The sequence below is a fragment of the Collinsella sp. An7 genome (assembly GCF_002159335.1).
Lineage (GTDB): Bacteria > Actinomycetota > Coriobacteriia > Coriobacteriales > Coriobacteriaceae > Coprousia.
In genome coordinates, this window is record NZ_NFHP01000002.1 from 76379 (window position 1) to 94079 (window position 17701).

A 17701-nucleotide genomic window follows, 5' to 3' on the forward strand; every position below is an offset into this window, starting at 1 on the left:
CCTGTCTGCTCGTAAATCTGCCCGCCTGCGTTACGCCGCCGCACGTGCCTTGCGCCGACGCCGCTTGCCGCCGAGCGCGCGCTGCTCCAGATGGTGCGTAACCTTAGAGAGCGGCAGGGTGATCACCAGATAGAACACCGCCGCCACGATGTAGGGCGTGATCGAGCCCGTCGAGGCCACGATGGTGCGCGCGTACATCACGAGCTCCATGACGCCCACGGCCGCAAGGAGCGACGTGTCCTTGTAGAGCGTGATGAACTCGCTCGTCAGGTTGGGGATCACCAGACGGAACATCTGCGGCAGCACGACGTTCAGCATGGTCTGCGTGCTCGTCATGCCTAGCGAGCGCGCCGCCTCGGTCTGCCCCTTGTTGATGGCGAGGATGCCCGCGCGGAAGATCTCGCACATGTAGGCGCCCGAGTTGAGCGTCATCACGATCACGCCGAGCGGGAAGTTGGGAATCTGGATCCCCGCGAGCGGAAGGCCAAAGAACGCCACGTAAATCTGGAGGAAGAGCGGGGTGCCGCGCATGAGGTTCACGTAGGTGGTGGCAATGCCGCGCCACACCACAAACTTGGACATGCGCATGAGCGCGAGCACGAGTGCCACGGGGATGGCCAGCGGAAAGGCCAGCGCCACGATGGCCACCGACATAAAGAAGCCGTTGAGCACCACGGGGAAGCTCGTAACGAGGATCGTGGGGTCGAGGAAGAGGTGGAGGAAGCGGTTGGCGTTCCACGCCTGCACCCACGGCTGCTGCTCGAGCCACTGCGAGAGCGCCTCGGTGGGCGAGATGCCCTGGACGGGGATCACGGGGATACCCTCGACATCATGCTCGTCGCCGTCTGCGAGGCGGTAGCTCGCCTCAACCTGCATGTCGCCGCCCGCCTGCGGGAAGTACACCCCGTAGACGATGATGTTGAGGTTGCCCGCCTCATCGAGCGGCTCGTCAAAGGTGAGGATGATGTTCTGGCCCTTGACGTCGAGGTCGTAGGCAACGTCGTTGCGCGTCATGAGGTCGGGGCCCGTGAGGAGCGTGACCGCAAGGTCCTCGGTCTCAAAGGTGGTGTCGGGCGGAATGGTGAGCGTGAGCGCGCTCACGCCCTCGCCCTCCTCGATCGAGGCCTCAAAGGTGATGCGCGACTGCGTGGCGCCCTGGATAACGGTCTTGTCGTCGGTAGAGTTGGGACGACCGGTGCAGCGCACGATGTCCATGGCGAGCGCCTGCCGGGGAGCGGCAAACGCGCCAAGACAGGCCGTTAGGCAAAGCGCGATCGCGATGAACGCCAGAGATAGACGGCGCACACCGCGGGGGGAATGGATGCTCGGAATGGTCACGGAGGGGCCTCGCTTCCTCAACACGCACGGCCCTTCTCCCGCTCACGGAAGAAGGGCCGCTGGAGCGTTCGTATGTGCTAACGATACCGCTTAACCCATGTTCTTGGCGATAAGCTCGTCCAGGGTGCCGTCTTCCTGCAGGTTGGCGATCGCGTCGTTGATCTTGGCCAGCAGCTCGGGGTTATCCTTAGAGACGGCGATGGCGTACTCCTCGCCGGTGGCCGAGGTGTAGACGGTGTGCAGGTCGGTGTAGGCGCCGGAGAGCATCTGGCTCACCACGGCGCTGTTGCCGCACACAGCCACAGCCTGGCCGGAGTTGACCGCAGCGAAGGCGTCGGTGAAGTTGGGGAACGAGACGAGCTCGGCGTTGGGGAAGTTCTCCGCCGCAAAGCTCTCGCCGGTGGAACCGCTCTGGACGGCGATCTTGACGCCCTCCTGGTTGAGCGCCTCGGCGGCGTTGTCCTCGGTGATGTCGGCGTTGTCGGCCATGACGGCGACCGCCTGGTTATCGACGTAGTACGGCTCGGAGAAGTCGACCTGGTCCTCGCGCTCCGGGGTGATGGAGATGCCCGAGAGGCCCGCGTCGGCCTGGCCGCCGGCGACGATGGCCGGAATGATGCCGTCGAAGTCGATGTTGGTGTACTCGCACTCGAGGCCGAGCTCCTCGGCGATGGCGCGGCCGAGGTCCATGTCGAGGCCGACGTACTCGCCGTCCTCGAGGTTCTCGAACGGCGGGTAATCGGGCGAGGTGGCAAACGTGATGGTGCCATCGGTCATGGTGAAGCTACCGGTGGCCTGGTCGGTGGTGGCGGAACCGGCGGCGGAGCCGGTGCCCTCGGTTGCGGGAGCGCCGCCGCAGGCCGTGAGCCCGAGAGCGAGCGCGCAGGTGGCCGCGAGCGCGACCGGCGCCTTGAGTATTGCCTTGAAGTTCTTCATGAGGTCTTCCTTCCCTGTCCCCATTTGCAGTGGGCGCAAGTACATGCAACTGATTTGCATAAACTTGCGTTGCTATGCACGTTAGTATGCACTTTTTGGCTTGTATATGCAAATGAAAGAGAAATGTTGCAGAAAGTTCGCACGTCTGAAACATAACCGACACGCTTGGGGTGCGCCGGGCGGGACACAGGGGCTGCGGCGCGTCACCATCCATGCCGAAACCCACCGGGGCCCGCACGTCCGCACCGCCGCTCGGCACGGCGTCCACCCCTTCAAACACAAAGAGGCCCCGAGGGCACACGGCCGCGCATCGCGCGCAACCGGGCACCATCGGGGCCTCCCAAACGGCAAAAGCCGCACCCGCTACATCAGGCGCAGGCCGACCTCCTTGAGCTGGCCCATCGAAACCTCGCTCGGGGCGGCGCTCATAAGGTCGGAGCCGCTCGACGTCTTGGGGAACGCCATGACGTCGCGGATTGAGTCGCAACCGGCGAGCAGCATGCACACGCGGTCGAGGCCGAGGGCAAAGCCGCCCATCGGGGGCGCGCCGAACTCGAGGGCGTCCATGAGGAAGCCGAACTGCGTACGGGCGCGCTCCTCGGTAAAGCCCATGAACTCGAGCATCTTGAGCTGGAGGGCGGAATCATGGATGCGCATGCCGCCACCGCCCGCCTCGAAGCCGTCCATCACAAAGTCGTACGTGCAGCTGCCCATGGCGAGCGGGTCCGTCTCCAGCAGCTCGACCTGATCGAGGTGCGGCTGGGTGAAGGGCTGGTGCTCGGCCTCGTAGCGCTTGGCCTCGTCGTCCCAGTGGAAGAGCGGGAAGTCTACCACCCAGAGGAAGTCGTGGCCCTCGCGCGGAATCTCGAGCGCGTCGGCCATGTGTGAGCGCATGCCGCCCAGGATCTCGTCGGAGGCAAGGCGCGGGCCGGCGGCGAACATCACGAGGTCGCCCGGCTCCACGTCGCAGCGGCGGCGCAGCTCGGTCATCTCCTCGTCGGAGAAGAACTTGACGATCGGAGAGTTGATGGAGCCGTCCTCGCGGAAGGCAATCCAGGCGAGGCCCTTGGCGCCAAAGGTCTCGGCCACCTTGGCGAGCTTGTCGATCTTGGCGCGCGGCCAGGTGCCGGCACCCTTGGCGTTGAGGGCCTTGACCACGTGACCCTCGGTGTTTGCCGCGCTCGAGAAAACCTTAAAGGCCGAGCCCTTAAAGACGTCGGTAAGGTCGACGAGGTGCATGCCGTAGCGCGTGTCGGGCTTGTCGGAACCGTAGGTGTCCATGGCATCCCAGTACGAGATGCGGCGCAGCGGCGTGGGCATCTCAACGCCCACACGAGCGAAGGCGTCGGAGAGCACGTCCTCGAGGGCGCCCATGACGTCGTCCTGGTCGACGAAGCTCATCTCGATGTCCACCTGCGTGAACTCGGGCTGACGGTCGGCGCGCAGGTCCTCATCGCGGAAGCACTTGGCTACCTGGTAGTAGCGCTCAACGCCGCCCACCATGAGGAGCTGCTTGAGGAGCTGCGGGCTCTGCGGCAGAGCGTAGAAGCTGCCCGGCTGCAGGCGGGAGGGCACGATAAAATCGCGCGCGCCCTCGGGGGTGGACTTAAAGAGCGCTGGCGTCTCGACCTCCATAAAGGCGCGGTCGTGGAGTGCGGTGCGGATGGCAAAGGTAAAGTCGGAGCGGAGCTTCAAGCGCTCCATCATCTCCGGGCGACGGATGTCGAGGTAGCGGTACTTAAGGCGCGTGTCCTCGGCTGTCTCGATGCCGTCCTCGATTTGGAAGGGCGGGGTCTTGGAGCGGTTGAGGACCTCGACGCGGTCGACCAGAACCTCGATCTCGCCGGTGGGGAGCTTGGGGTTCACAGTCTCGGCGTCGCGCGCGATAACGGTGCCGTGCACGAGGATCGGCCACTCGGGGCGCATGGTCTCGGCCGTGTGGAAGGCCTCGCCCGCAGCGTGCTCGGGGTCGAAGGTGCACTGCGTCATGCCCGTGCGGTCGCGCAGGTCGCAGAAGATGAGACCACCATGGTCGCGGCGGCGCCACACCCAACCGGTGAGGGTGACCTCCTCGCCGATGTTCTCGGCGCGGAGCTCGCCCGCGGTGCGGGTGTGCATGGAATGGGTGTCAGCGGGGTTGGTGCCGGTCTGGCAGCCGGCGGCGTGGTGCTCTGCCACGGTTCCTCCTTTGCATCTGCGCCGCCCCGTGCCGGAACGGGCGGCTTCTCTACAGACCGTCGCCCTGCGTAAACGGCGCAGGCGCGACGTGGGAGCGGGCGCATGCGTCTACCGGACGCGCGCGTGGGGCGCGGCACCCGGGCGCAGTCTGCCCACGTGAGGCAGTATGCTACCATCTCGGCCGCACGCACGCCAACCGCCGGCGGGGCCCGCGGCGGCACGGTAACAGTGGGGCAACAATTACAGCCCGGGGCGCCGGGCACCAGGCTGCCGACGCAGGGGCAGCCACGCCCACATTCCTCAAAACAGCAAACCAGCACTGTCGAGTTCTATCTACCAGATAGAATCCGACATTTTTGGGCCCGATTTCGACCGATTCAATCTAGCAGAAGGAATTGGACATGCCCGGTCTACCCCCGAGCAACCGCCAACGAAACCCTTCCCAAGCGCCCGAAGGGCGCACCATCTTTTTCTCTCTCCCCTGCAACGACGGCGACGCAGGGAGAAACGGGCGGGGCGGTGGCCCTCCCCAGTTTGTCGCTCGCGAAGCGAGCGCCCGCAGGGCGCACCATCTTTTCCTCCCCTCCCCGCAACGACGGCGACGCAGGTCGGAACGGAGAGCGCCCCTCCCTCAGACGTCGCTCGCGAAGCGGTGCCCAAAGGGCACAAGCACGTCTGAGGGAGGGGCGCTCTCCGTTCCAGCCGATGGGAGCCACGGCGATTGCATCACCCTGTGTTCTGGAGCCCCGCCGACACGCCGGTCACGGTCGAGAGGATGAGCGCCAGGTACTCGGCCTTGGCCTCGGCCGCAAGCTCGTCTTGGTTCTCACGCACCTGGCGAAGCGCGCGCACCTGCGCGAGCGACAACGCGTCCACATAGGGATTGCGCACGCGGACGGCGCGGCCGAGCACGCGACGGTGCTCGAGCGGCCACTCGTCGCCCACAATCTTGAGCACCCACGAACGCGTGAGCTGCATCTCGCTGTAGACCGTCTCGGCAAGGTCGCGCCGGTCTCCGAGCGCCAGGTACATCTTGGCGATACGGCCGTCGGTCTTGGCGATCGACATCTCGATGTTGTCGATGAACGTCGCAAAGAGCGGCCACTCCGTATAGGCGCGGCGCAAAAGCTCGAGGTCGCCGAGCGCCTCGCACGCAGACCCGAGGCCGTACCAGGCGGCGAGGTTGATGCGCGCCTGGCTCCACGAGAACACCCACGGGATGGTGCGCAGGTCGTCGAGTGACTGCGCGCCGAGACCGCGCTTGGCGGGGCGGCTGCCGATGGGCAGCAGGCCCACCTCGGTGAGCGGCGTTACCGTCGAGAACCACGGCGCAAAGTCGTCGGTGTGCAGCAGCTTGAGGAACGCCTCGTGCGACGCGTCCGAGAGCCGGCCCGCCATCTCGGCGTAGCGCTCGGTGGTCTCGGTGTTGGTGCGCTCCACCGAAGGCGCCGAGTTGAGCAGCGTCGCTGCCGCCACGCTCTCGATGTGCCGCATGGCGAGCGCCTGGTTGCCGTAGCGCGCAAAGATAACCTCGCCCTGCTCCGTCACCTTAAAGAAGCAGTTGACCGAGCCCGCCGGCTGCGCGAGCACCGCGCGGTTGGCCGGGCCGCCGCCGCGGCCCACGGCGCCGCCGCGGCCGTGCATGAGCACGAGGTCGATATCGTGCTCCTCCGCCCAACGGGCGATCCGCTCCTGCGCAGAGTGCAGCGCAAGCGTGGCCGTGGTGGGGCCGGCATCTTTGGACGAGTCGGAGTAGCCGAGCATGACCTCCAGCTTGCGCCCGGTCTGGGCCAAGCGCTTCTGCACGGGCGGCAGGGCGATCATCTCGTCGAGCACGCCGATGCAGCCCTCGAGGTCCTCGAGCTGTTCAAACAGCGGGATGACGTCGAGCACCGGCACGTCCTCGGCATGCGCAAAGGCGAGGTTGGCGAGCTCGTACACGTCAGCAACGTGCTGGGCCGACTTGGTGAAGCTGATGATGTAGCGGCGGGCCATCTTTTGGCCGTAGCGCCGCTGGATCGACCCGATGGCGCGGAATGTGTCGAGCACCTCGCGAGTCATGGGGTCGAGCGGGCCGCGCTCGCCGTGCAAGCCGTGCTCGCGGATGTCGGCGAGCGCGCGGGTGTGCACCAGTGAGTGCTGACGAAACTCCATCTCGACCATGTGGAAGCCAAAGGTCTCGACCTGCCAGATGAGCGTCTGCACCGGGCCGTACGCGGCGCGCGTGGCGCCGGCAGCCGCGAGCGAGCGCTGCACCACGCGCAGGTCGGCAAGGAAGTCCTCGGCCGAGCGGTACATGGTGTCGGCGTTGCGGCGCACCGTAGCATCCAGCCGCGCGGCCATAACGAGCATCACGGCGCGGTGCGGCTCGGAAGCCGAGATCTCGCTCGCGCGGCGCGTGAGCACCTCACTCATCTCGACCTGGTGGTTCCAGAGGTTCATGAGCTCCTCGGACGGCTTGGTGTAGCGCGACTCGAGGGTGAGGTTTCGGCCCACGCGGCGACACTTGTCGGCGAGCTTCTGAACCATGTGGGTCGAGAACTTGGCCGCCACCTCACGGCTCACCTTGGCGGTGACGTTGGGGTTGCCGTCGCGATCGGACCCGATCCAGCTGCCGGGGTGGAAAAACGCCGGGCACACGGGCTCCACGCTGCCGGCGAGGTCGCCCATCACCCAGTCGTCAAAGCGCCGGTAGACGAGCGGCACAACGTCAAAGAGCGTGTTGTCGAAGATGTCGATGATGGTGTCGGCCTCTTCCACGGGCGTGGGCTTTTTGATGGCCGTGGGGCTCGTGCGCACGAGGGCGTCAATCTCTTGCAGCATGTGGCGCTCGTTCTCCACGAGCGCGGAGCCGCCGAGGTGCGGGTGCTCGTCGAGCAGCTCGGAGATGCGGCGAATCTTGCCCTCGACCGCCTTGCGGCGCGCCTCGGTGGGATGCGCGGTAAAGACCGGGTGGAACTCGAGCTTGCGCAGCAGCGCGTTGGCGCGCTCGGGGCCGACCTCCTCGAGCAGCTGGTGGTAGGCCACGGTGAGCTCGTTGGAGATGTCGACGGCCGAATCGATGGAGACGGACCGCTCGCGTTCGCGCAGCTTCTCTACGCGGTAGTTCTCCTCGGAGAGGTTGGCGAGGTGGAAGAACGAGGTAAACGCACGGACCACCACCTGGGCGTGGTCGAGCGGCAGGGCGTCGATGAGCTCGACCGCATGGCGGAAGGCCGCGGCCCCCGGAGTGTCGGCGGTGGGAACGCCCTCGCCGTCGACGGGCTCGGACGCGGCAGCGGAGCCGGGGTTGCCCTCGTTGGCGTGAATCACGCTGTTGAGCAGCTGGTCAAAGGCGTCACAGATGGCGGGATCGTACTCCTGGAGCACACGGCGCTCAAGGCGCAGAAAGAGCGCCAGGTTGTCGCGCAGGCTCTGCGGAATATCGATCTCGGTGTAGGACTCGATGGCCGAGTCGGTGTCAGCTGCGCCGAGCCGGTGGGCCCCCGCCCACACGCACTCGTGGCCAACGGTCGAAGCGGATGATGCGGTCACGCTGCCTCCCTACACGTGTGCGGTCAACGGCTTCTTATTATAGGCACCCGGGCGGACACGAAATGAAGCCGTTACCAAAGCACCCCCGCCTTCGCAAGAAAAACTTTGCCGACGGTGGTCCCGCTTCGGTTGGCGGCGCGGGTGGCAGGTGACAGGGCCGGCCGCTGGGTCAGTTGGGGACGTGCTCCATTTGCACCATTTTCAAAATGGTGCAAATGGAGCACGTCCCCAACTGACCCATTGATCGGCGTTGCCCTAGCACCCGGCCAGCTCGGCCTCCACCTCGGCGGCAACCTCCGCGCGCGCCACGAGGCGCTCCTCGTGCGTGGCCATGTTGCGCAGGCGCACCTGGCCGGCCGCGAGCTCATCGCCGCCCACGACCACCATGAGCGCCGCGCCGAGCTTGTCGGCCTGCTTAAACTGGCTCTTGAGCGAGCGGCCCTGGTAGTTGGCCTCGGTCACAAGGCCCGTGGCACGCAGCTCCCGGCAGATGCCGAAGACTTCGCTGCGCAGCTCGTCGCCCGCGTTGGCCACGTACACGCAGCCCGCCGGCTCGTCGCCGAGCTCCACGCCCTGCGCCTCGAGCGCCAAGAGCACGCGTTCAAAGCCCACGGCAAAACCCACGCCCGGGGTCGGTTTGCCGCCCTCGAGCTCCACGAGCCCGTCGTAGCGCCCGCCGCCGCCGATGGAGCCCACGCCGGCGCCCGGCGCCTCGACCTCAAACACCGTGCGGGTGTAGTAATCGAGTCCGCGCACGAGCGTCGGGTCCTCCACGTACTCGATGCCCGCGGCGTCCAGATAGCGCTTGACCTGCTCGTAGTGCTCGCGGCAATCGTCGCAGAGACTCTCGCGCATGAGCGGAGCGGCCTTCATAACCTCGCGGCAGTGCCCGTTCTTGCAGTCGAAGGCACGGAGCGGGTTGAGCTCGGCGCGCTCGCGGCACTCGTCACACATCTCGTCGGCGTGGTCGAGGATGAACGAGCGCACCTGCTCGCGATAGGCCGGGCGGCACGCCGGATCGCCCATGGAGTTAATGAGCAGGCGCAGCTTGGAGAGGTCAAACCCAAGGCGACGGTAGAAGTCCATGAGCATGATGATGCACTCGGCGTCGGCCGCAGGGTCGGGCGCGCCCAGCCACTCGATGCCCACCTGGTGGAACTGGCGCAGGCGTCCCTTCTGCGGGCGCTCGCCGCGAAACATCGCCTCGGCGTACCAGGCCTTAAAAGGCGTGCCGCCCTGGGGCACGAGGTTGTTCTCCACCACCGAGCGCACCACGCCCGCAGTGCCCTCGGGACGCAGGGCCAGGCGCTGCTTGGGCTTGAGGCGCGCGTCGGCGCCCTCCTCGAGCACGCGGGCAAAGTTGGCGCCCGAGAACACGCGGAACATCTCCTTGCGCACCACGTCGGTGGACTGGCCGATGCCGTGCACAAAGACGTCGAGCTGCTCGATCGCTGGGGTCTCCATGGGGGCGAACCCGTAGGGACCAAACGTCTCGGCCGCCACCTGCTGCATCTTTTGCCACGCGCGCATCTCGCGCCCGATGAGGTCCCTCGTGCCTTCGGCCTTCTGTGCCTGCATGCGCATCCTCCGTTATCGTTGCCGCGCCCGGGGCGCCACCTGCATTCGTTATCGACGCCCCATTATACGAGAAGCCGCGACGCGGGATGGAAGTGCGACAATAGGTTCGCAATCAGACACCATGGAGGTACCCATGCACCAGTTCCGCAACGACTACTCCGAGGGCGCCGCGCCGCAGATCCTCGAGGCGCTCGTGCGCACCAACGCCGAGCAGTGCCCCGGCTACGGTGCCGACGCGCACTGCGAGCGCGCGGCCGAGCTCATTCGCGCCGAGATCGGCCAACCCGACGCGTACGTGGCGTTTGTCCCCGGCGGCACGCCCGCCAACATCCTCGCCATCACCGCGCTCACCGAGGAGTTTGAGGGGCCGCTCTGCGCGGCCGACGCGCACCCGACCATCCACGAGACGGGCGCCATCGAGGCGCACGGGCGACGCCTCCTTGCCACCGCGGACCCCTTGGGACGCCTGACTGTGGCGGGCATGCAGCCACTCTGGGAGGCGTCCGTTGCTAACGGGGCCGCCACCACGCGCCCGGGCATGCTCTACTTCTCCAACACGAGCGAGCTCGGCCACGTCTACACACGCGCCGAGTTTGACGAGCTTTGCGATTGGGCCGCCGAGCGCGAGCTGGCCGTCTACGTGGACGGTGCGCGCATGGCGAGCGCCATGATGGCCGAGGGCTGCGACCTTACCATCCAGCACCTGGCTGAGCGGGCCGATGTCTTTACCCTCGGCGGCACCAAGAACGGCATGCTTTTTGGCGAGGCCCTTGTGGTGAGCCCGCGCACCGCACGCGGGCGGCGCGCCATCGAGCGGCTCCCCTACCTCACCAAGCGCGCCGGGCAGCTCTCGGCCAAAGGGCGCGTCATGGGCGTTATGTACGAGGCTGCCTTTGACCCAGAGCTTGCCGACGCCTCGGGCCGCGCGCTCTACTGGCAGCTCGCCGCGCACGCCAACGCGCTCTCGGTCGCCCTTGCCAAGGGGTTTGAGGGGGCGGGCTTTGAACCGTATCTCTACACCACCGGCAACCAGCAGTTCTTCTGGGTCACGCCAGAGGAGGGGGCGCGGCTTGCCCAGGCGCTCGGCGCCGAGCTGCAGGTGCAGCCCGATCCGTTGGGCGCGGGGCGCATCGTCGCGCGCTTTGTGACGAGCTGGGCCACCGAGCAGGAGCACGTGGACGAGGCCGTTGCCTTCGCGCACACACTGCGGGGGTAACGGGCCGGAGCAGTGCGGGGGGCGCGGCAGGCCAGCCGGGCGCCCCCTCCAACGCTGCTACGAGCGGGCCTCCCTGAGGGGGCGCGCCAAGAAGGCGAGTTTGGTCTCAGAGACCACGATTGAGCAGAAGATGAGCGCAAAGCCCGCCACGGGCCGCGCCGAGAGCATCTCGCCCGCCAGCAGCACCGAGAAGAGCACGCCCGAGGGAGACTCGAGCGAAAGCAAGAGCGACCCCGTTGCCGAGGGCACATGTGCGAGCGCGAGGTTCTGCACGAGGATCGCCACGCAGGTGCATCCCACCGAGAGGAAGGCGAGCACGCCCACGAGCGACGGCGCCCATACAACGCCCGCCACCTGCGCGGGCTCAAGCATCACCGTCGGGACAGAGCAGACCACAGCCACGGTGACGAACATCCAGAACGTGGAGACGTTGACGTCGAGGTCGCGCCCATAAATCGACGCAACCGAGATCTGAATCGCATAGAACACCGCCCCGGCGAGCGTAAGCAGATCGCCCATGCGGATGGAAAGATCATCGAGCGCCACGAGCATGAGCTTCCAGTAGGGCGGCGAGCGAGCCACCACCACCGTTGCATCTCCCTGCCCCCCCCGCAGCGCGACGGCACCGCAGCGGCCGCGGTCTTTGTCGTACCAGCACCCACCGCGCAGCCTGGCAAGCTACCGGGGCGCCGCGAGCGCACGCCTCATTATGCTGCTCGGCCACGCAAAGGGTAAAAACGGAGCGGTTCGCGCCGCCACGCTGGGCGGCTGTCACGGTGACAAGAGGGGGAACGGGGGCTTGGCACAAGAGCGGGGAGCTGACGACAGGGCGGAGCTTGGCGCCAGAGCGGTGCGATAGACCCGCAGGCTCCCTCACCCTCATGCAAAAGCGGCGCCCCCTCCATCTGGAAGGGGCGCCGCATACATCGTGCAGAACGCAAGCGTCAAGCAGCCCGTGCGCTAGCCCGGCAATCGATCAGCCAAAAGCCGCGCACGCCGCCCGCAGGCAACGAGCGCCACTCACCGGGCTCGCACGCTGCCCGCCGACCGCTCCGGCTGCAACCGCGCCGCGCAGGCACCACGCAAACCCGTGCAGCCGCTACATCACCTGCGACACGTAGACCACGTTGGTCGAGACCTCGCTGTCGCGGAGCTTAACGGGGATGGCAGGGTCGCCCGCAGTCACCACCACAAGGTCGCCCTCCTTGACGATGCCCGTCATCTTGGCCTCGACCACGGCGTTGTCGACCACGTAGGCGATGCTCCCCACCGAACGGCCGGAGAGAATCGGCTCAACGCCCCAGTAGATGGTCATGGTGCGGACGGCCCACTCGTTGGGCGTCACGGCCTGGATGGGCAGCACCGGGCGGAAGTTGGAGACCAGGCGCGCCGAACGGCCCGAGTTGGTGGGCGTGAGGATGGCCTTAGCGCCCACGTTAAAGGCGGTCGTCACAGCCGAGAGGCCCACGGCGGCGTTGACCTTGTTGCGGCCGGGCTCGAGCGCGTCAAAGTCGAGCGGCTTGTGCTCGGGCATGGTGGCCTCGGCAATGAGCGCCACGTTGGCCATCATCTTCACGGCCTCGACGGGGTACTTGCCCGCAGCGGTCTCGCCGGAGAGCATCGTGGCGTCGGTACCGTCGTTGATGGCGTTGGCAACGTCAGTGACCTCGGCGCGCGTCGGGCGCGGGTTGCGGATCATGGAGTCGAGCATCTGCGTGGCCGTGATGACCGGCTTGCACGCGGCGTTGCACTTGGAGATGATCTCCTTCTGGATGACCGGGCAGACCTCGGGCGCAACCTCCACGCCCAGGTCGCCGCGGGCAACCATGATGCCGTCGGAGACCTTGAGGATGTCGTCGAAGTGGTAGACCGCCAGCGCGCACTCGATCTTGGGGATGATGCTCACGTGCTCGCCGCCGTTCTCGCGGCAGAGCTGGCGAATCTCCTTAACGCCCTCGGCGTCGCGCACAAACGACGCGGCGATGAAGTCGATACCCTCCTCAAGACCGAAGAGGATGTCGGCGCGGTCCTGCTCGGTGATGGTGGGCAGCGACAGCTTGGCGTTGGGGACGTTCACGCCCTTCTTCTCGCCCAGCTCGCCGCCGTTCTGCACGGTGCAGTGAATGTCCTGGCCGTCGATGGAGTCGACAGTGAGGCCGATGAGGCCGTCATCGATAAGAATGGTGCTGCCGGGCTTGACCTCGCGCGGCAGCTCGAGGTGATCGAGGTAGAAGTGCTCGGCGTTGCCCTCGAGTTCCTCGGAGGTAACGGCGGCAGTTATCGTGACCTGCGAGCCCTCGGCGAGCATAACCTTGGCGTGCCCCTCGAGGAAGCCCGTGCGGATCTCGGGACCCTTGGTGTCGAGCAGAATGCCCACGGGGATGCCGAGCTCGTGGGAGATGCGCTTGACGCGCTCCATGCGCTCGTGGTGCTCCTCGTGGCTGCCGTGGCTAAAATTAAAGCGGGCCACGTTCATGCCCGCCTTGATCATCTCACGCAGAATATTCTCGTCATCGCACGCCGGTCCCATGGTGCATACGATCTTGGTGCGCTTGTTCATGCAATCCTCCCAGAGGTTCTGACCGGTACCATCTCATCTAGTGTACCGGCTCTCGCCGGCATATGGGTCGAAAGTTTTTGCCATTCGCCCCGCTCGCACAGCCCTTACACGGCGCATAACCTGCCCTTACCAGCATTCCGACATAAATTGTTCGAATTCGGCAGCATATCTCTACCAGACAGACAAGCAGGTGCCGGGCACCCATCCCTAGAGACGGATACCCAGCACCTCATGTCGCTACCTAAAGCGTTACTCAAAATGAACCACATCTCTCGCGGAGCGCCGCTGCGCCCCGTAGCTTCGCGGGCTGCCCAGGCGCGCGGCCGCCAGAACTCCTTGTTCAGCCGCGCGGGTGGGCATATCGGTGATGAGGGCGGGTTGACGAGCGGATGCATGGTCGGGCATTCGACGATATCGCGCCTTAATCGGCGTCTCCCTAGCAGAGCGCGTTGATGGGCGCGACGAGCACACCAGAGGGCAACCGATACATAAAGTCGGTCTTCCCAACGAGCACCAGCATAAAGCTCGGTTCGGGATTTCGAGCCGCGGGGTTGTTGGCTATCTTCCTCTTGAGGCGCAACAGGTTGCCCTCGGCGTCCGCCGCTTTGTTGGCCCCCAGCTTGATTTCAATGGCGCCCCATCTCCCGTCGCGGAGCTCGATGATTGCGTCGACTTCCAGCCCATCGGAATCGCGGTAGTAGTGAAGAGCATCCGGACCCGCCTCCGGCATGGCCTCAACGTACACGCGCAGATCGCGCAAGCAGAGCTCCTCAAACAGCTGACCCATGAGCTGAAGATTCCCCAAGAGTCGCTCAGGCGCGGCACCGAGGAGAGATGCTGCCAACGACGGATCCGCAAAGCAGCGTTTGGGCTTGACGCGCAGGCGCTGCGGGGACTTGATGGGGGCATCCCATCCCGTCAGGTCGCATAGAACATAGCGGTTCTCTAAATAATCGATGATGGCGCTCACATTGCGCTCGCTCGCATCCCGATGCTCCACGTCGACGGGCAAGCCCATATCTGCGGCAATGGTCTGAAGCTTCGCCGCACTTCCGATGTTGCGCGCCAGCGACCTCAAGCAGGAGCGAAGACTCCGTTCAGAGGCGGGAGCCTTGTCGTCATCTTTTGCGAGCAACGCCTCGAGGTATTGATCTGGCACCAGAAGCGCCGCGGAATCATCGAGGTCGCGCGCCGCCGGCCAACCACCCCGGCAGATCCAGCGCGCTATATCCAGCAAGTCGGTCGACGTCGAGCCACTTTCGAATTCTCCGTCGAAAAGCCGGGCGAGTGAAATCCGCCCGGTCGATAACCCGAGCTCCGCAAGGCTCATGGGCCACATGCGCACGCGCGAGATCCTGCCGGACCCCGTATGGTGCGTTTTGCCCCGAGCGGGACGAGAAGAGCCCGTCAGGATGAACAGGCCGCGCTCGCCCGCTGCGTCATCAACCTTGTTGCGAACGGCATCCCAAACAGCAGGCACTTCCTGCCATTCATCGATAATATGCGGACTATCCCCGTCGAGCACCGCCTGAACATCGAGCTCGGCGAGAGCCCGAGCCTGGTCATTGTCGAACGACACGCGGCTACTGCCATGGGCCATGGCGGTCCACGTCTTGCCCGACCACATCGTGCCCGTAATTTCCACCGCACCAAAAGCACGGAGGTGCCGGTCAACGACTTCGTCGATGTAACGGGGAAGGTAGCCGTTCTTCTTGAGCGTCACGAGATCATCGCCCTAGCCGCATGTTTTAGCAGGTACAGCGCAATTATACCGCGAATATCGGACTGAATCTCCCGTAATTATTGAAGTGATTCCCCGTAAATATTGGATTGAAGTTCCCGTAATCATTGGATTGAGATACCCGAAAATATCGAATTGGAACCCCGTAAATATCGATTTCAACCACAAGGCATTTTCGCCAAAGATGGCCCCTCGCGCCCTACGCAGAAAGCCCGATACGCGCAGGGCCGGCACGCTGCTTCCTGAGCGAACATCCCGCAGGCGCGCTTTTTGCGCCGAGGACATTCGCGTGGAAGCAGCGCGCCGGCCCGTAGGGAGCAGATCGGCTATCCGGAGTTACGCGCGGCCCACGGAGCCCAGGTTCTCCATGCGCACCTTCACGAGCTTGGTGATCTCGGCCATGCCCTCCTTGGCCGGCTTCTTCGGGTCGAACACATCCGGGTTCTCGGCCATAAAACCCATAAAGCCGCGCATGAACGCCTGGCGCAGCTCGGTGGCGTAGTTGACCTTGCAGATGCCGTTCTTAACGGCCTCGGCCACCTGCTCGTCGGGCACGCCGGAGGTGCCGTGGAGCACGAGCGGCACACCGGCGGAGGCGGCGCACGCCTTCACCACGTCCTGCTCGATGTGCGGGGTCTCGGTGTAGACGCCGTGCGCGGTGCCCACGCCGATGGCGAGCGAGGTGCAGCCGGTGCGCTCAACAAACTCGGCGGCCTCCGCGGGGTCGGTGTAGGGGTTCTCGCCCTCCACCGCCGGGCCGTCGTCCTCCTTGCCGCCGACCTTGCCGAGCTCGGCCTCCACGGGGATACCCATGGCGGCGCCCACCGCGGCGACCGACTTGGTGAGGGCGATGTTCTCCTCAAAGCCCACGTGGCTGCCGTCGATCATGACGGAGGTGTAGCCCGTGCGCAGGGCCTGCATGCAGCGGTCAAAGCCGTCACCGTGATCGAGGTGCAGGGCCACCGGAACGCTCGCCCGCTCGGCCGCAGCCTTGACCATGCCGTAGAAGTAATCAAGACCGGCCGACTTGACGGTGCCCGGCGTGGTCTGCATGATCACGGGCGACTTGGTCTCCTCGGCGGCGGCAAGCACAGCCATGACAAACTCGAGGTTCTCGATGTTGAAGGCGCCGACGGCGTAATGGTTCTTCTGCGCGTCGAGCAGCATCTCCTTGGTGGTAACGAGCATTGCGCTCTCCTTTCGTCTGCGCCCGTGCAGCACGGGCAATCACCAGCGTCTATTCTATGCCAGGCAACCGGCGCCAACTGGGCCAAAATGGGCGTACCAGCGCAAAGGCCCGTCGTTCCCGCCGCGCTTCGCCCCCCGAGGCCCCTTTTTCTGGGCCGAGGAGCCCTCTCGCTAAAACTCGATGCCCGATGTGAGTGTATCTTTTGGGATGTGCGAGTAGCACTGCAGCATGCTAAAGCGCTTTCCTGCGGAAACGATGGCGCTCGGGTCATCAAAATGGGGTGCTACCGGAGGTTCCCAAAAGATACACTCACATCCGGGGTCGAGTTTTTTGCAGAGCGAAAACCGTGGCCAGAGGAGCCTCAAACAGCCCTGCGGGACGGCTCCAGCCCCGGTGCGCCGTCTCCCGCCGCGTCGCTCTTAGAGCTCCGTCACCTCGACGGCGTTGTAGACCTCGTCCCAGCGGTCGATCACGAGGTGGCCCGTCTGGGGATCCATAGCGTTGAGCTTTCCGCAGGTATTGCCGCACCTCAACACCGTGTCGTCGTCAGCCCCGGCGGCGATGGCGTGCGCAAAGCCCGCGATGGTGGAGTCGCCCGAGCCGGTGGCGTTGACGGCCGGGATGTTAGGCATAATCACGCGGTAGCCCGTGCCCTCGTGGAAGGCCACGGCACCCGCACCGCCCATCGTCACCACGACCCAGGGGATCCCGGCAAAGCGCGCGTCTTCGGCGAGCGCCTGCTGGAGGGCCGGCAGGTCGTCGGGGGTAAAGCTCGTGCCGAGGAGCCCGTTGATCTCGGTGAGGTTGGGTTTGATGAGCGTCGGCTTTACGTCAGCGGCAAGGGCGGCGTCAAGCGCGGCGCCCGAGGTGTCGAGCAAAACCGGCTTGCCGGCCTCGGCGGCAACCTTGACCATCTCGGCGTAGTAGCCGGCATCGATGCCCTTGGGGAGGCTCCCCGAGATGGTGATGCAATCGGCCTTAGCCGCGAGCTCGGCAAAGTGCGCGCTGAAGGCGGCGAGCTCCTCGGGCGCAACCGTGGGACCGCTCTCGAGGAACTCCGTCTGGTTGCCGTCGTGGAGGACCGCGATGCAGATGCGGCTCTCGCCCGCGATGGGCGTAAAGTCGTGCGGGATGCCGTCGTCGTCCATACGGTCGGCGAGGAACTCGCCCATGTGGCCGCCGAGGAGGCCCGTGGCGAGCACGTCATCGCCCAGCTGCACAAGCACGCGGCTGACGTTGAGGCCCTTGCCGCCCGCGGTTTTGATGGGCGTTACGCGGTTAACGTCGTCGATGACGAGGTGATCGAGCTGGTAGGCCGTGTCGATTGACGGGTTCATGGTAACGGTGAGAATCATGGGTCCTCCTTGAAGCAGGCCAAACGTGGCCTTATTGTAACCCCCGCGGGGACGGTATGCGCGGGGCGGGCGCCGC

11 protein-coding genes are annotated in these 17701 nt (G+C 65.7%); 1 reads left to right on the forward strand and 10 read right to left on the reverse strand.

Features of this window, described 5'->3' with window-relative positions:
• Positions 1 to 30 precede the first annotated feature (30 nt).
• From B5G20_RS02515 to hisS, 5 genes are all read right to left on the reverse strand, one after another.
• Positions 31 to 1305, reverse strand: coding sequence for an amino acid ABC transporter permease (locus B5G20_RS02515; RefSeq protein WP_239286835.1), 1275 nt, complete (start codon positions 1303 to 1305; stop codon positions 31 to 33).
• Between the two features lie 123 nt (positions 1306 to 1428).
• A complete protein-coding gene (locus B5G20_RS02520; RefSeq protein WP_204207629.1) occupies positions 1429 to 2274 on the reverse strand; it encodes an ABC transporter substrate-binding protein in 846 nt (281 codons plus the stop codon).
• Between the two features lie 363 nt (positions 2275 to 2637).
• Positions 2638 to 4392, reverse strand: a complete 1755-nt coding sequence (aspS, locus tag B5G20_RS02525; RefSeq protein ID WP_087355250.1) for an aspartate--tRNA ligase — start codon at positions 4390 to 4392, stop codon at positions 2638 to 2640.
• A gap of 786 nt (positions 4393 to 5178) precedes the next feature.
• Positions 5179 to 7947, reverse strand: a complete 2769-nt coding sequence (locus tag B5G20_RS02530; RefSeq protein WP_087355252.1) for a phosphoenolpyruvate carboxylase — start codon at positions 7945 to 7947, stop codon at positions 5179 to 5181.
• Positions 7948 to 8241: 294 nt separating this feature from the next.
• Entirely contained in the window at positions 8242 to 9564 is a 1323-nt protein-coding gene (gene hisS, locus B5G20_RS02535) for a histidine--tRNA ligase (protein ID WP_087354756.1), read from the reverse strand.
• A gap of 121 nt (positions 9565 to 9685) precedes the next feature.
• On the opposite strand from hisS, the gene B5G20_RS02540 reads away from it, so the two are divergent.
• Positions 9686 to 10780 (forward strand): beta-eliminating lyase-related protein, encoded by a 1095-nt coding sequence (locus B5G20_RS02540; RefSeq protein WP_239286836.1) that lies wholly within the window; start codon positions 9686 to 9688, stop codon positions 10778 to 10780.
• A gap of 57 nt (positions 10781 to 10837) precedes the next feature.
• Here the strand turns inward: B5G20_RS02540 and B5G20_RS02545 are convergent, their stop codons facing one another.
• The 5 genes from B5G20_RS02545 to B5G20_RS02565 form a co-directional block, all read right to left on the reverse strand.
• Complete coding sequence (locus B5G20_RS02545; protein ID WP_239286837.1) at positions 10838 to 11368, reverse strand: DMT family transporter; 531 nt, start codon at positions 11366 to 11368, stop codon at positions 10838 to 10840.
• Positions 11369 to 11879: 511 nt separating this feature from the next.
• On the reverse strand, positions 11880 to 13340 hold the full coding sequence (gene pyk / locus B5G20_RS02550) for a pyruvate kinase (RefSeq protein WP_087354760.1): 1461 nt from the start codon (positions 13338 to 13340) through the stop codon (positions 11880 to 11882).
• 436 nt (positions 13341 to 13776) lie between these two features.
• The gene (locus B5G20_RS02555) at positions 13777 to 15063 is read right to left on the reverse strand and encodes a DUF4143 domain-containing protein (RefSeq protein WP_087354761.1); all 1287 of its coding nucleotides are present in this window, start codon (positions 15061 to 15063) and stop codon (positions 13777 to 13779) included.
• Between the two features lie 354 nt (positions 15064 to 15417).
• Positions 15418 to 16269, reverse strand: coding sequence for a class II fructose-bisphosphate aldolase (locus B5G20_RS02560; RefSeq protein ID WP_087354762.1), 852 nt, complete (start codon positions 16267 to 16269; stop codon positions 15418 to 15420).
• Between the two features lie 420 nt (positions 16270 to 16689).
• Positions 16690 to 17625: a hexose kinase gene (locus B5G20_RS02565; RefSeq protein ID WP_087354764.1), complete on the reverse strand. Its 936-nt coding sequence runs from the start codon at positions 17623 to 17625 to the stop codon at positions 16690 to 16692.
• Between the last annotated feature and the right edge of the window lie 76 nt (positions 17626 to 17701).